Origin of the sequence: Gemmatirosa kalamazoonensis (genome assembly GCF_000522985.1) — a bacterium.
In the GTDB taxonomy this organism is placed as follows: Bacteria; Gemmatimonadota; Gemmatimonadetes; order Gemmatimonadales; family Gemmatimonadaceae; genus Gemmatirosa; species Gemmatirosa kalamazoonensis.
Window position 1 is genome coordinate 2,603,119 of the sequence record NZ_CP007128.1, and the last position, 14,711, is coordinate 2,617,829.

The following is a 14,711-nucleotide window of genomic DNA, read 5'->3' on the forward strand; positions in this document are numbered from 1 at the left end:
GCCGACACCAGGAGCGAGACGATGAATCGCAAAAAGCAACGAGTGGTGTTGTTCACGGCGCTCACGGTCCTCTCCGCGGCCGGCGTGTACGGCTGCAAGGACTTCCTGAGTGCCGCCTCTTCGCCGCAGGGCACGCTGAACGCGGCCACGCTCACCAACAAGACGGGCGTCGAGGGCAGCCTCATCGCCGCGTATCGCACGCTGGACTGCACCAACAGCGACAACGGCAACTGGGGGTGCGCCGCCAGCAACTGGGTGTGGGGGAGCGTCACCAGCGACGACGCGTACAAGGGCTCCGAGGCCAGCGACCAGCCCGAGGTCACCGACATCGAGCTGTATCACTGGGGCACCGCGAACTCCGAGTCCTACCTGAACGTCAAGTGGCGCGCGATGTACGAGGGGGTCAACCGCGCGAACGCGACGATCCGTCTGCTGAAGGACGTCCAGAAGTCGAACCCGAGCGCGCTCCCCGCCGCCGAGGCGAAGAGCGTCGAGGGTGAGGCACTCTTCCTCCGCGCCCACTACCACTTCGAGGCGTGGGAGATGTGGGGGAGCATCCCCTACTACCGCGAGACCGACACCGACTTCCGCAAGCCGGCCGAGGCGAGCGACGCGGTGATCGCCGACATCCTCAAGGATCTCGACGCGGCCATCGCGCTGCTCCCCGCCACGCCGTGGAACGGGCAGGTGGGGCGCGCCACGAGCTGGACGGCGAAGGCCTACAAGGGTCGCGTCCAGGTCTACGCGGGCCAGTACGCGGCGGGGCTGGCCACGCTGCGCGACGTGCGGGCCAGCGGGCCGTACGCGCTCGAGTCGAGCCTCGACCGCGTGTGGACGGGCTTCAAGCAGTACGAGAACGGCAAGGAGACGATCCTCGCGTTCCAGGCGTCGGTGAACGACGGCGAGGGCGACGCGGCGAACTCGAACTACGGCGAGCGGCTCAACTTCCCGCACTCGGGGAGCCACTTCGGCTGCTGCGGCTTCCACCAGCCGTCGCAGACGCTCGTGAACCACTACCGCGTCGACGCGAACGGGCTGCCGCTCGCGCTTTCCGACCCGAACGGCTACAACAACGCCGACGCCACGTTCACGGCGGCCGTGTCGAAGAACGTCGCCGTCGACCCGCGCCTCGACTGGACGGTCGGGCGTGACGGCGTGCCGTACAAGGACTGGGGCCCGCACGATCCGTCGTGGATCCGCGCGCCCGGCTACGGCGGCCCGTACAGCCCGAAGAAGAACGTCCACGAGAAGGCGAGCGGCTCCGAGGCCAGCGTGGGCTGGGCGCCGGCGCAGCAGAACGGCGTCAACATCCACATCTACCGCTACGCCGACCTGCTGCTGCTGCTGGCCGAGGCGGAGGTCGAGGCCGGGTCGCTCGAGAACGCGCGCGCGATCGTGAACCAGATCCGCCAGCGCGCCGCGGCCGGCGTGCAGGGTCCGGGCACCGACGCGAGCACGATCTCGGTGCCGATCAACGACTCGCGCATCACGTGGGCGAAGTACCAGGTCGGCCAGTACACCGCGCCGTGGACGAACCAGCAGCAGGCCCGCGACGCGGTGCGCGAGGAGCGCAACCTCGAGCTGGCGATGGAGGGGCACCGCTTCTTCGACCTGCGCCGGTGGAAGATCGCCGACCAGGTGATGAACGCGTACCTCGCGAAGGAGAAGACGCGCCGGACGTACCTCGCGGCCGCGGAGCCGGTGGCAGCGCGCCACCAGCTCTATCCGATCCCGAACATCCAGATCCAGCTCAGCAAGGTGAACGGCGCCGAGACGCTGAAGCAGAACCCGGGCTGGTGATCCCGTAGCTCGGCACGTAAGGTCGTAAGGTCACGGCGGCCATCACCGAGCAGTCCGGCGATGGCCGCCGTGCTTTTTCCCGTCATGGACCATCGCCTCCACCTCGCCGCACCTTCGCACCGCATGCCCCGCACCCGTCACGCACTCGCTTCGTTAGGCGCCGTCGTCGCGCTCGCGGCGTGCAGCTCCGCGCTCGTGCCGACGCCGCCGCCGCGCACCGCGCCCACCCCGCCACCCGCGCGACCGGCGGGGCCGCCGCCCGCGCCGAACCCCAACGACCCGAACCGGATCCCGCTCCAGGGGCAGGCACCGATCGCCACGCTCGGCGTGCACCGCATCGTGCCGGCGCCGGTCTCGGTGACCGCGGACTCCGGGGCGCCGTTCACGGTGACGCGCGCCACGACGATCGTCGTGCCGGCGGCGAACGCGGACGCGGAGCGCGTCGGGCACATGCTCGCCGCGCTGCTCCGGCCGTCCACCGGCTTCCCGATCACCGTGAGCGCGGCCGGCGGCGCGGTGCCTAACGGTTCCGTCGTGCTGCGGCTCGACGGCGCGGCGGACCTCGGCGCCGAGGGGTACACGGTGCAGGTCGCGGCCGACTCGGTGCGCCTCACGGCGTCGAACCCCGCGGGGCTGTTCTACGCCGTGCAGACGCTGCGGCAGCTGCTGCCGGCGGCCGTCGAGTCGGAGCTGAGCGGCAACTTCCGCCCCGCGGCGTGGAGCGTGCCCGCGGGACGCATCACCGACCGGCCGCGCTTCGCGTGGCGCGGCGCGATGCTCGACGTGGCGCGCCACTTCTTCACCGTCGACGAGGTGAAGCAGCTCGTCGACATCCTCGCGCTCTACAAGCTCAATACGCTGCACCTCCACCTGACCGACGATCAGGGATGGCGCATCCAGATCCGTCGGCGGCCGCGGCTCACCCAGGTCGGCGGGAGCAGCGAGGTGGGCGGCGGCCCGGGCGGCTTCTACACGCAGGCGGACTACGCCGACATCGTGCGCTACGCGCAGGACCGCTTCGTGACCGTGGTGCCGGAGATCGACATGCCGGCGCACATCCACTCGGCGATCGTCGCGTACCCGGAGCTCGGCTGCGGGCGGCAGATCCCGGACACGTCGCTCAACGCGCCGATCCAGGGGCTCTACGTCGGCACGCGCGTCGGCTTCAGCGCGCTGTGCTACGACAAGAAGTCGACGTACGACTTCGTCGACGACGTCGTGCGCGAGCTCGCGGCGATGACCCCCGGGCCGTTCCTCCACCTCGGCGGCGACGAGGTGGCGGTGCTGAACCACGCGCAGTACGCGTACTTCGTGGAGCGCGTGCAGGAGATCGTGCGGCGTCACGGCAAGCGCATGGTCGGATGGGACGAGATCGGGCAGGCGAAGCTGCTCCCGGGCACGATCGCGCAGATGTGGCGCATGGACACGACGATGGCCGCGGTGAAGCAGGGCGCGAAGCTCGTCATGTCGCCCGCGGCGAACGCGTACCTCGACATGAAGTACACGCCGGCGACCGAGACGGGGCTGCGGTGGGCGGCGTTCGTGGAGCTGCGCAACGCCTACGACTGGGATCCGGTGACGCGCTTCCCGCACGTCACGGAGAGCGACGTGCTCGGCGTCGAGGGGCCACTCTGGTCGGAGACGGTCATGAACATCACCGCCGCCGAGTACCTCATCATGCCGCGGCTTCCCGCGCTCGCCGAAGTGGCGTGGACGCCGCAGTCGTCGCGCGACTGGGAGAGCTTCCGCCAGCGCATCGCCGGACACGCGACGCGCTGGCGGTACCTCGGGATCAATTTCTTCCCGTCCCCGCAGGTGCCGTGGGAGCCCTCGGTGCCGTAGCTACCTGCGCGTGCGCCGCGTGCGGCGCGGCGCGGAACAGCAGCGGCTGGTCGTCGTTCCGCGCCACCACGTACGCGGCGCCCGAGCGGGTGCGTAGACGCGCGATGTCGCGCACCTGCCCAGGCGCCATGAAGCCACTCTCCGACGCGCGCACCGGCGTGAAGTGGCCCGCGCCATCGCCGCGCAGCAGCAGCCCGTAGCTCGCCGCGGCGCGCCCGATCTCCGGCTTGAAGCCGTCGAAGTTGCCGCCGAGGAGCAGGTCCGTCTTGCCGTCGCCGTCCACGTCGGCCGCGGCGATGCCGTACACGGTGGACACCTGCGCCTCGCGCGGCAGCGGCACGAGCGTGAACCGCCCATCGCCGTCGTTGTGCACGAGCACCGACGCGAACGTGCGCGCCGTGCGCACGAGCGCCGTGGACAGCTCCGCCGGCGTGAAGATGGAGTCGACGGTGGCGCTCGCGTACTTCTCGTAGGTCAGGTAGCGCGCCTTCAGCGGCGGGATGGCCCGGATCAGATCGTCGCGAAGCGGCAGCGGCCACCGCTTGCCCTGGTGCCAGTACGTCACGACCTGCTCGGCGAAGCCGTTCTTGTCGAAGTCGGCGACGTACATCGTCACCGGCTGCGCGTCGGTCGCCTGCAGGCGCGTGTTGAGCCCCAGATTGCCGACGACGAAGTCGACGCGGCCGTCGCCGTCGAAGTCGCCGGCCACGATGCGGTTCCACCAGCCCTCGGTGTTCGCGAGCCCCGGCACGGCGAGCGGCGCGAGCCGTCCGCCGCCGGCGTTGCGGAACACCGTGATCGGCATCCACTCGCCGACGACCACGAGGTCCGGCTTGCCGTCGCGGTCGACGTCCTGCCACACCGCGTCCGTCACCATGCCGACGTGCGCGAGCTGCGGTGCGAGCCGCTCGGTGACGTCGGTGAAATGTCCGGTGCCGTCGTTCTGCAGCAGCATCGAGCGCGGCGCCTCGCCGTAGTGGCCGGGGACCACGCGCCCGCCCACGAACAGATCGAGATCGCCGTCGCCGTCGTAATCGATCGCGACGACGTGCGAGCCGGCGTTCGTCTCCGGCGGCAGCGCGTCAGGCGGCGCCTTGCGGAATTTCCCGTGCCCGACGTTGAGGTAGAGACGGTCCTGCAGCGCGGGCGCCCCCTCGGGGAAGTCGCTGCCGCCGCTCACGACGTACAGGTCGGGCTTTCCGTCGCCGTTCGCGTCGAAGAACAGCGCGCCGACGTCCTCCGACGCGGCGTCCGCCTCGAACAGCGCCGAGTCGCTCGGCACGAAGCGACCGTCGGGGCGCTGGAGCAGGAGGCGCCCGGCGCGATCCTTCGCGCCGCCGAGGTACACGTCGTCGAGACCGTCGCCGTCGACGTCGCCCACCGCGAGTGCCGGCCCTTCGGTGGAGAGCAGGCGCGGCATCAGCCGCTCGCGGTCGAAGTCGACGAACTCGTTCTCGCGGTGGCGGAACGGCAGCGCGAGCGTGTCCGCCTCCGCCACGAGCACGGGGGCGCGCGGCGGCGTGGCGAGCGGACGCGCGGGCGTACGCGCGGGCGTTCGCTCGCCGGCGCGCGCGTCGGCGTGGCGCATCGTTAGGCGGCGGTCGGCGGCGGCGCCGGCGAGCGTCGAGACACGGCCGTCGGGCCATTCGACGGTGAGCGTGTCGACGACGGCGTGGGGGCCGAGGCCGAACGTGAGCACCGGGTCGACGCTGGACTGGAAGCCGCGCGTCGCGAACGCCTCCTGCACGAGCTGCTCACCGCCCACGCGCAGCGTGACGCGCGCGCCGACGCCGAACCGGTTCTGCCCCTCGCCGTCGAGGCGCACCTGCAGGAAGTGGTTCTCCTTGTGCAGCGTGCGCGCGTTGTTGCGGTAGACGAACGCCTCGCCGTCGGTGTTGTTCACCACGAGGTCGGGCGCGCCGTCGCCGTCGAGATCACCGTACGCCGCGCCGTTCGAGAAGCTCGGCGTGTCGAGGCCCCAGGCGGCGGCCTGCTCGGTGAACGACAGGCCACCCTCGTTGTGGAAGACCGCGTTCGGGATCGGCGTCTGCGGCATCGCCTTCGTGAGCGCCATGTAGTCGGTGCCGGGGCGCGGACCGCCTGTGGGCCGCGCCGGCATGCGCGCCTGCTCGTTCGCCTGGAACGCGATGAAGTCCTGCGACGTCGCGTCGCGCGCGAGGCCGTTCGTCACGAAGATGTCCTTGCGTCCATCGAGGTCGAGATCCTCGATGAGCGCCGTCCAGCTCCAGTCCGTGCGCGCGACGCCCGCCATCTGCCCGACGTCGCTGAACGTGCCGTCGCCGTTGTTTTGCTGCAGCATGTCGCGCATGAGCTGGTGGTGGTACCCGTGCCGCACCTTCGACTGGTAGATGTCCCACCCGTCGAACGCGGACGTGGTACGCAGCCGGTGCTCGTCCGACGGCAGCATGTCGGTCGTGTAGACGTCGGGCCAGCCGTCGTTGTCGACGTCGGCGATGTCGAGCCCCATGGAGAACTGGCTCAGCACCGGCATGGCCTTGTCGAGCTGCTCGTCGAACGTGCCGTCGCCCTTGTTGACGTACAGGTAGTCGCGCTCGAAGAAGTCGTTCGAGATGTAGACGTCGGGCCACCCGTCGCGGTTCACGTCGCCGACGGCGATGCCCAGGCCGAACGCGTTCTCCGGGCTGAAGATGCCGGCGCGCTCGGTGACCTCGGTGAACCGGCCGCCATCGTTCCGGTACAGCTTCGCGCCGCCGTATTTGTCCGGCGTCATGCGCGCGTAGAAGATGCCGAACCCGGTGACCGGGCGCGGCGAGTTGTTGATGACGAGGAGATCGAGGTCGCCGTCGCGATCGTAGTCGAAGAACGCGGCCTGCGTGGACCATCCCTCGTCGGCGACGCCGTACTCCTTCGCACGCTCGGTGAAGTGGGGCACGCTGTCGGAGCCGGCGCCCTCGTTGATCCACAGCTCGTTCGCGCGGCGCGCGGGCGCCCCCGGGCCGGCCTTCGAGACGTAGATGTCGAGCCGTCCGTCGCCGTTCACGTCGGCGAACGTGACGCCCGTCGTCCACGCGTCGGCGGCGCTCTTCAGCCCCGACTTCGCGGTGACGTCGCGGAACTGGAACTTCCCCTCGTTGAGGTAGAGCCGCGGGCCGCCCTGGTTCGCCGTGAGCACGACCTCGGGGAGGCCGTCGCCGGTGAGGTCGCCGATCGCGACGCCGCCGCCGTTGTAGAAGTTGCGGTAGACGAAGACGTTCAGCTCGGGCGACTCGACGACCCGGTTCTCGAACCGGACGCCGGTATAGCTCGACGGGAGCCGGGTGAAGAGCCGGCCGTCGACGGGCGGCAGCGAGCCGCGGTGAACCACTTCGGGGGAGCCGCACGCCGCGGCGAGGGCGGCGGTGGCGAGGAGCAGCGCGCGGACGCGCGTGATCGGACGGACGAACCGGGAGTGCTGCCGGAGAGACATTCGCCGTGCAGGGGGGAGGGGTTCGGCGGGGAGAGCCCGGTCCAAGATGTCCCCGGGACGGGGCCGCGCAACCTCGTATGCCTTCCCGCGCGCGGTGTCCGCGCGCGGCGTCCGCCCGCCTTGACAGCCCGATGGACCGGGTCGTAGTCTGCCGACTCACCAAGTCATCGGATGACTTTGCGATGCCGCCGCGTGTTCTCTCCTGCACGATCCCGATCGTCCTCGCTGTGGCGCCGCTCGCCGCGCAGCAGCCGTCGCCGTCGGCGACGCTCGAGCTGCGCAACCACCACGAGCTTCCCTACCGGGGACCGGTGGAGCTGCGCGTCGACCTGCCCGACGGCCTCTATCGCGGCGACCACGCCGTCGCCGTCGTCCGCGGCGACACCGCCCGCATCGTGGCCGACCTATCGCCGAAGAGCGCGCTGCGCCTCGCCCGCGTCGGTCCGGCGCCGACCGGCGCGGAGCCGTTCGGCGGCCCGCTCGCCGTGACCACCAGCGGCCCGCGCGTCTCCCTGGCGTGGGACGGCCGCGAGCTCGGCACCCTCGACCTGGGCCTCGTCGTCGTCCCCGGCACGACCGCGGACGCCGACACCGCCGAGCGTCGCTTCGCGCCGCTGCCGGTGACGTGGACACGCGACGCCGACGGTACGCTGCGCGCGAGCGCGGAGCAGGACGGTTATCGCGTGGCGCTCACGCTCGCGGCGTACGGCGGCGGGTGGGTCGACGCGCGCGCACAGCTCACGCGCATCGCGCCGCGCGGCGAGAAGGCGTACGTCGCGCTCGTGCGGCGCCTCACCACGCCCGGCGCCCACGACGCGCGCATGCGCTTCAACGGACGCGTCGTCGCCGGCGACCGCGAGCCCGACGCGTGGGACCGCGACTTCTGGTACACGCGCGCCGTGGACTGGACGGCGTGGCGCGCGGGCGACCTGTCGCTGCTCGCGGTGAACGGCTTCACGCCGGTGCCGACGATCCGCGCGCCGAAGGGCGACTGGAACGAGGGCAGCCACTTCTACGTGTGGGAGCGCGCGCGCCGCGATGGCGACCGCGTCGACCTGGTCTCCGAGATCGAGGGGCCCAACGCGAAGCAGGCGCAGCGCGGCGCGATGGCCGTCACCCCGTACGCGCCGATCGAGCAGGGCGACTCGCTCGTGCTGCGGTGGCGGCTCGCCGTCGCGCCGCAGCCGGCGACGGGCTGGGAGGAGAGCCAGCTGCGCGGGTTCACCGGCTACCGCACGGCGACCCGCGCCGGCACCGCGTCGGCGGTCGCGGACCTCGGCGTGCCGTACGTGACGTTCGGCACCGCGTACTTCCCGTACTCCACGCTGGCGGAGAACCTCGACTTCTATCGCACGCCGGGGCTCGACCGCGAGACGTTCTGGGGCATCTCGCCGAAGATGTGGGCGAACTGGCGCGCGTACGCGCCGCGCATGAAGAGCGACCTGCGCATCGCGCGCGCGATGGGCTTCGACGTCATCCGGCTGCATCACGTGGAGCTGCTCCAGTCGCTCGACCGCCCGCAGGCGCTCGCGTTCCTCGACTTCTTCACGGGCGAGCTGCGTACGTTGGGCCTGCGGCTCATGCTCGACACCGAGGGACCCACGGACTGGATCACGACCGTGGTGGAGCGCTACCGCGACGTGCTCACGCGCGTGGAGCTGGAGAACGAGATCCTCATCGACGGCGTGACGCCGGCGCGCCCCGCGCGGTGGACGGCCGAGTACCGCGCGGCGAAGGCCGCGGCGCCGAACGCGCAGGTGTTCCTCACGAGCGCCGGCAACCACGGCCAGCTCGAGCGCGCCGCGGCGCTCGGCGTGCCGTTCGACCGCGTGGGGCTGCACGCGTACAAGCACGGGCCCCAGTGGATGGAGACGTACTCGTCGCACATGCTCGGCGCGGCCGACGTCGCGCACGCACACGGCACCGCGGTCACGCTCGGAGAGTTCAACTGGAAGAACCTCACCGAGCTCGCGCCCGACTCGCAGCGCATCGCGGCCCGCGACGTGTACGAGACGGTGCTCGGCCCGCGCGCGATCCCGGAGGTCATCGAGTTCCAGTTCCACGAGACGCTCACGTTCAACCCCGCGATCAGCGGCACGAACACCCGCCACTACGAGCCGCTCGCGCTCGACCGGCGGCTGAAGGTCTCGGGCGAGGAGTTCGAGCGCGTCATCCGCGAGTACGGCCGCCCCGACGCCGCCGTGCGCCTGCTGCCGACGACGGTGCGCGAGGCGCGGCTGACGAACGGCGCGGCGACGGCGGAGTTCACGGTGACCAACGCGAGCGACCGTGCCCGCACCGTGACGCTCGCGCCGGAAGCGTACGACGGGCTCACCACGCGGCTGCTCACACCGTCGCGCGTGACGCTGCGCCCGGGCGAGACGCACACCGGCCGCGTGGCGATCCGCCTGTCGACGGGCGCGATGCCGGGCACGTATCACCACTTCGTGCGCGTGACGTACGACGAAGGCACGCACTACGGCTGGGGCGTGGTGTCGAACCCCGGCGTGCCGACGTTCGCCGCGCCGGTGCTCGGCGAGCGCGTGAGCTACCCGCAGGGCGCCGACGTCGTGCGGCGCGCGGGGTGGACGCGGCCGCTCGCCGTGACGTTCGCCGACGACGCGACGGCGCTGGAGCTGGAGTCGGCCTACCAGGTGGCCGGCACGCTGCAGGCGGCGACGGGCGTGCCCGTGTGGCTGTCGCGCGCGAGCGATCTGCCCGACTCGCTGCGCGCCCGCGGCCTGGTCGTCGCGTTAGGCACCGCGCCGGGCGTCGCGGAGGCGAAGCACGGCGTCGTGCGGCTCGACGAGTCGGGCGGCGCCCAGCGGCTGCTGCTCACCGGCATCGACAAGGACGGCGTGCACGCGGCGGCGGCGGAGCTGATGCTGCGCTTCTGGCCGAACGCGAAGGACGCCGCGATGCGGCTCACGGGCAAGGAGCCGGGCAACGCGCTCGGCCACCCGGCGATGATCACGAATCCCAACCCGCCGTGATGTCCTGACGTCCGTGCGGCGCGCGGGAGCTACTGGAACTGCGCGCGGAACTCGCGCAGCTCCTCGCGCAGCGCCGCGAGGTCGGCGCGCAGCTCGTCGACGCTGCGCTCGAGCGCCGCGACGCGGTCGTCGGCCGGAGGGCTGGAATCGTTAGGCGCGCTCTCCAGCGAGGCCGCGGCCGCGGCCTCGCCGCTCAGCAGGTGCGCGTAGCGGTCCTCGCGGCGGCCGGCGGAACGGGGGAGCCGCACCACGAGCGGCTCGGGCTCGCGCGCGGCGAGCGCGGCGAGCGTCGTCTCCACGTCGGCGAGGTCGGCGAACTCCGCGAGGCGCGCCGTGCGCGCGTTCAGCTCCCCCGCTGTCTGCGCGCCGCGCAGCATGAGCACCGCGAGCACGGCGAGCTCGCGCGCGTCGAGGTTCAGCGCGTCGCGCAGGAGCACCTCGTACTTCGTGACGCGCGAGCCGGAGGGCTGGATGGCGCGCATCAGGCCACGCCGGCGCAGCGGCACGATGGCGCGCATCACGCCGTCCTCGTCGAGCCGCATCACCGGGTCGCGGTTGGACGTCTGGTTGCACGCCGCGACGAGCGCGCTCATGGACAGCGGGTAGTTGTCGGGCGTGGTGATCTGCTTCTCGACGAGCGAGCCGAGGACACGCACTTCCTCGGCGGTGAGCGGTGGCTCCATCGGCGGTCTCCTCTCGGTATTGACGTAACAGTATTTATTGATATATAATGCTGCCGTGACCACCGCGACACGCTCCGCCCCCGACCTCGACCGCGCCGTGACGCTGTTCCACGCGCTGTCCGACGTCACGCGCCTGTCGATCCTCGACATGCTGCGCGGCGGCGAGCGGTGCGTGTGCGAGCTGCAGGACGAGCTCGACGCCGCGCAGTCGCGGCTGTCGTTCCACCTGCGCGTGCTCAAGGACGCCGGGCTGGTGGCCGACCGCCGCGAGGGGCGCTGGTCGTACTACAGCATCGTCCCTGACGCGCTGGCCGAGGTGCACGACCTGTCCGTCGCGCTGCAGCCGAAGAAGGGTGCGCTCCCCACGCTCCGGGCCGGGGCGTGCTGCCGTTGACCTCCTCTTTTCTTTTGCCCATGTCATCAACATTTCTTGATCAGATCAGGGCCGAGGTACAGGCGCGCTACGGCGCGACGGCCCAGCGTGTCGCGCAGGGCGCGGGTGCGTCGTGCTGCGGCCCCGCGGACGGCTCGAGCGGCTGTTGCGGGAGCTCGAGCGAGACGTGGGACCCGATCACGGCCGACCTGTACGACGCCGGCGAGACGGCGGGCCTCCCGGCCGAGGCGCTGCTCGCGTCGTTGGGCTGCGGCAATCCGACCGCGCTCGCGGAGCTGAATGCGGGCGAGGTCGTCCTCGACCTGGGCTCCGGCGGCGGCATCGACGTGCTGCTCTCGGCCCGGCGCGTCGGTCCCACGGGCAAGGCGTACGGGCTCGACATGACCGACGAGATGCTCGCGCTCGCGCTGGACAACGCAGCGAAGGCCGGCGCGACGAACGTCGAGTTCCTGAAGGGACACATCGAGGCGATCCCGCTCCCGTCCAGCACCGTCGACGTCATCATCTCGAACTGCGTGATCAACCTCTCCGGCGACAAGCGGCAGGTGCTGCGCGAGGCGTTTCGCGTGCTGAAGCCGGGCGGCCGGTTCGCGGTGAGCGACGTGGTCGTGCGCGAGGGGCTGCCCGCCGCGGTGAAGGAGAGCATGGCGCTGTGGACCGGCTGCGTCGCCGGTGCGCTCGAGGAGACGGAGTTCCTCGCGCTGCTGCGCGAGGTCGGCTTCGAGAACCCGAGCATCGAGCCGACGCGCATCTACACGCGCGACGACGCGGCGGCGCTGCTGCAGGGCACGGGGCTCGATCCCGCGCTCGCCGACCAGGTGGAGGGAAAGATCCTGAGCGGCTTCGTACGCGCCACCAAGCCGGGTCGCCGTCTGACGCCGTTAGGCACCGCCGCGAAGTCCACGCGCGCCTGCGGCTGCGACGACGGCTGCTGCACCTGACGCCTGACGATACCACGGAGGATCCTTCCATGACCGCCACGCTGCGCACCGCACGTCCCGACGATCTACCCGCCGTCACGCGTCTGCTGCAGGATTCCGCGCTGCCGCTCGACGGCGTGGCCGAGTCGCTCCCCGGCTTCGTCGTCGCCGAGGCCGAGGGCGCGCTCGTCGGCGTGGCGGGCCTGGAAGTCTGCTGCGAGCACGCGCTGCTCCGCTCCGTCGCCGTCGACGAGGCGTGGCGCGGACACGGCATCGGCCGCGCGCTCGTGGCGCGCGTCGTCTCCGACGCCGAAGCGCGCGGCATCCACGCGCTCTACCTGCTCACCACCACCGCCGACCGGTACTTCCCGAGCTTCGGCTTTCGGCAGATCCCGCGCGACGAGGTGCCCGACGACGTGCGCGCGACCGCGGAGTTCCGGAGCGCGTGCCCGGCGTCGGCGACGGTGATGACGCGCGCGGTGCACGCCGCGTGACCAACGCGCCGCCGCCGTTCCGCGTGCTGGTGCTGTGCACCGGCAACTCCGCGCGAAGCCAGATCGCCGAGGCGCTGCTCGCCGTGCGCGGCGCCGGGCGCGTCGCGGCGGCGAGCGCGGGATCGCGCCCGGCCGCGCGCGTGAACCCGTACGCCGTCGAGGTGCTGCGCGACCACGGGATCGCGTGGGAGGGCCGCACGCCGAAGAGCATCGACGACGTTGCGGAGGAGCGCTTCGATCTCGTGATCACGGTGTGCGACAACGCGCGCGACGCGTGCCCTCACTTCCCCGGGGCGACGGCGCAGGTGCACTGGGGGCTCCCCGATCCGGCGGAGGCGGTGGGCGCGCTCGCGGCGCGACGCGCGTTCCGGGAGACGTACGACGCGCTCGCCGCGCGCGTCGACGCGCTGCTCGCGCTGCCGCTCGAGCATCTGGAGCCCGCCGCGCTCCGCGAGCGCGCGCAGGCCGTGCACTCGGCGCCGGGTGCCTAACGGCGCGGCGGCGCCGCGAACCGGCGCGACTGGCGCTCGTAGGCGTGCGCGAATGCGAGCACGCGCGCGTCGTCGCCGGGCAGCCCGACCACCGACAGGTTGAGCGCCGGCATCCCGTCGGCACCGAGCCCCGCGGGCACCGAGACCTCGGGCAGCCCGAGCCAGTTGCCGTAGCCGAGCGCGGTGCGCACGTCGGGCCACGGGTCGACCGCGCGCGGCGCGTTGAACGGCATCGTCGGGTACACCATCGCCGCGACGCCGGCGGCACGCATCGACGCCGCGAGCGACGCGACGACCGCCGCGCGCGACCGCGCGAACGAGACACCCGCCGGATCCTCGGCGATCGGGCGGTCGAGCAGCGGCTCGCACGCCTCGAACGTCGCCGGCAGCACGTCGTAGAACGCGCGATACGCCGCGTAGCCGCGCCGCACCGCCGCCCGTGCGTCGTCGGTCCTGCCGGCGAAGTAGCGGAGCAGCGCGTTCGCCGTGGGAGCCGGGGACCGCGAGTCGGGCGCGACGTCGCCGCGCCTACGTGCCGACTCCGCGAACGCATCGCGATAGTCGATGCGCGTCACGGCCGGCTCGAACGAGTCGACGACGGCGCCCGCCGCGCGCAGGTCGGCCAGCGCGCGGTCCCACATCGCGACCGCCTCGGCGGTCATCTGCGCGCGCGGAACGTGCGCGTCCACGATGCCGAGCCGCGCGCCGGCGAGCGCGTCGTCGCGCAGGTGGGCGAGAGGCGCGGGATTCCACGCCTCGGCGCGCGCGAGTGGATCCGACGGATCCGCACCGGCGATCGCGGCGAGCAGCAGCGCGGCGTCGGCCACGCTGCGCGCGAGCGGTCCGTGCGTGTCGAGGTACGGCCACGTCGGGATCACGCCCGTGCGCGGCACGAGCCCGAACGTCGGCTTCATCCCCACCACGCCGGTGAACTGCGCGGGGATGCGGTTCGAGCCGCCGTCGTCGGTGCCTAACGCGGCGAACGCCATCCCCGTCGCCACCGCGACCGCGGAGCCGGCGCTCGAGCCGCCGGGCGTGCGCGTGCCCGTCGCGTCGTGCGGGTTCAGCACCTGGCCGGTGTGGCTGCTCGTGCCGTTGCCGTGGTACGCGAAGTCGTCGGCCGCGGTCTTGCCGAGCACCACCGCGCCCGCCGCGCGGAGCCGCGCCACCTCGAGCGCGTCGCGCGTGACGATCTCCGGGAACAGCCGCGCCCACTCGGCGCTCGATCCCGTCGTCGGCATGCCGGCGACGTCGTAGATCGCCTTCGCGAACACGGGGACGCCGTCGAGCGGGCCACGCGTGCGTCCGCCGCGGCGCCGCGCGTCGGCGGCGCGCGCCTCGTCGAGCGCCGTGTCGGCGAGCGCGTCGATCGCGCGAAAGGTCGCGCCGTCGCGTCGGCACCGCTCCAGCGCGCGCGCGGTGACCTCGGCCGCGGTCCACGCGCCGCGGCGACGGCCCGCGTGGTAGTCGGCGACGGTGCCGTCGAGCGGGTCGCTCGCCATCGCCGCCAAGCGCGTCGCGGGGAGCGCGACGAGCGCGGCGAGCTGCGCGAGGGCTTCGCGTCGGGTGGGGGACATCGCGGCGTGAGCGTGTGGGGTGGCGCCTAACAATACCGCGCCGCACCGCGCCGCACACGCCACGATCGC

General features: G+C 72.5%; 10 protein-coding genes. 7 read left to right on the forward strand and 3 right to left on the reverse strand.

What is annotated here, in order from left to right; translation table 11 throughout:
- The first annotated feature begins 21 nt into the window (after positions 1–21).
- Together J421_RS11235 and J421_RS11240 are read left to right on the forward strand one after the other, a co-directional pair.
- Entirely contained in the window at positions 22–1,800 is a 1,779-nt protein-coding gene (locus tag J421_RS11235) for a RagB/SusD family nutrient uptake outer membrane protein (protein ID WP_104022521.1), read from the forward strand.
- 123 nt (positions 1,801–1,923) lie between these two features.
- A complete protein-coding gene (locus tag J421_RS11240) occupies positions 1,924–3,642 on the forward strand; it encodes a beta-N-acetylhexosaminidase (protein ID WP_104022522.1) in 1,719 nt (572 codons plus the stop codon).
- Here the strand turns inward: J421_RS11240 and J421_RS11245 are convergent.
- The gene (locus tag J421_RS11245; protein WP_025411275.1) at positions 3,593–7,090 is read right to left on the reverse strand and encodes a VCBS repeat-containing protein; all 3,498 of its coding nucleotides are present in this window, start codon (positions 7,088–7,090) and stop codon (positions 3,593–3,595) included. The genes J421_RS11240 and J421_RS11245 overlap by 50 nt on opposite strands.
- A 182-nt stretch (positions 7,091–7,272) precedes the next feature.
- Between J421_RS11245 and J421_RS11250 the strand changes: the two genes are divergently transcribed.
- Positions 7,273–10,083 (forward strand): COG1470 family protein, encoded by a 2,811-nt coding sequence (locus tag J421_RS11250; RefSeq protein WP_148306262.1) that lies wholly within the window; start codon positions 7,273–7,275, stop codon positions 10,081–10,083.
- Between the two features lie 29 nt (positions 10,084–10,112).
- On the opposite strand, the gene J421_RS11255 is transcribed toward J421_RS11250, so the two are convergent.
- Positions 10,113–10,766, reverse strand: a complete 654-nt coding sequence (locus J421_RS11255; protein WP_025411277.1) for a YceH family protein — start codon at positions 10,764–10,766, stop codon at positions 10,113–10,115.
- A gap of 55 nt (positions 10,767–10,821) precedes the next feature.
- On the opposite strand from J421_RS11255, the gene J421_RS11260 reads away from it, so the two are divergent.
- From J421_RS11260 to J421_RS11275, 4 genes are read left to right on the forward strand one after another with little or no spacing between them, the layout of a single operon-like run.
- Complete coding sequence (locus J421_RS11260; RefSeq protein WP_025411278.1) at positions 10,822–11,160, forward strand: ArsR/SmtB family transcription factor; 339 nt, start codon at positions 10,822–10,824, stop codon at positions 11,158–11,160.
- A 20-nt stretch (positions 11,161–11,180) separates the two neighbouring features.
- The gene (locus J421_RS11265; RefSeq protein ID WP_025411279.1) at positions 11,181–12,101 is read left to right on the forward strand and encodes an arsenite methyltransferase; all 921 of its coding nucleotides are present in this window, start codon (positions 11,181–11,183) and stop codon (positions 12,099–12,101) included.
- 29 nt (positions 12,102–12,130) lie between these two features.
- A complete protein-coding gene (gene arsN2 / locus J421_RS11270) occupies positions 12,131–12,574 on the forward strand; it encodes an arsenic resistance N-acetyltransferase ArsN2 (RefSeq protein ID WP_025411280.1) in 444 nt (147 codons plus the stop codon).
- On the forward strand, positions 12,571–13,065 hold the full coding sequence (locus tag J421_RS11275) for an arsenate reductase ArsC (RefSeq protein ID WP_104023092.1): 495 nt from the start codon (positions 12,571–12,573) through the stop codon (positions 13,063–13,065). The genes arsN2 and J421_RS11275 overlap by 4 nt, the downstream gene beginning before the upstream one ends.
- Here the strand turns inward: J421_RS11275 and J421_RS11280 are convergent.
- Positions 13,062–14,642: an amidase gene (locus J421_RS11280; RefSeq protein ID WP_025411282.1), complete on the reverse strand. Its 1,581-nt coding sequence runs from the start codon at positions 14,640–14,642 to the stop codon at positions 13,062–13,064. The two genes, J421_RS11275 and J421_RS11280, sit on opposite strands and share 4 nt — an antisense overlap.
- Between the last annotated feature and the right edge of the window lie 69 nt (positions 14,643–14,711).

Bases quoted from the DNA above. Each gene is read 5' to 3' on its own strand.
- J421_RS11240 (WP_104022522.1), top strand. From the start codon at position 1,924: ATGCCCCGCACCCGTCACGCACTCGCTTCGTTAGGCGCCGTCGTCGCG.
- J421_RS11235 (WP_104022521.1), top strand. From the start codon at position 22: ATGAATCGCAAAAAGCAACGAGTGGTGTTGTTCACGGCGCTCACGGTC.
- arsN2 (WP_025411280.1), top strand. From the start codon at position 12,131: ATGACCGCCACGCTGCGCACCGCACGTCCCGACGATCTACCCGCCGTC.
- J421_RS11250 (WP_148306262.1), top strand. From the start codon at position 7,273: ATGCCGCCGCGTGTTCTCTCCTGCACGATCCCGATCGTCCTCGCTGTG.
- J421_RS11265 (WP_025411279.1), top strand. From the start codon at position 11,181: ATGTCATCAACATTTCTTGATCAGATCAGGGCCGAGGTACAGGCGCGC.
- J421_RS11245 (WP_025411275.1), bottom strand. From the start codon at position 7,090: ATGTCTCTCCGGCAGCACTCCCGGTTCGTCCGTCCGATCACGCGCGTC.
- J421_RS11255 (WP_025411277.1), bottom strand. From the start codon at position 10,766: ATGGAGCCACCGCTCACCGCCGAGGAAGTGCGTGTCCTCGGCTCGCTC.
- J421_RS11280 (WP_025411282.1), bottom strand. From the start codon at position 14,642: ATGTCCCCCACCCGACGCGAAGCCCTCGCGCAGCTCGCCGCGCTCGTC.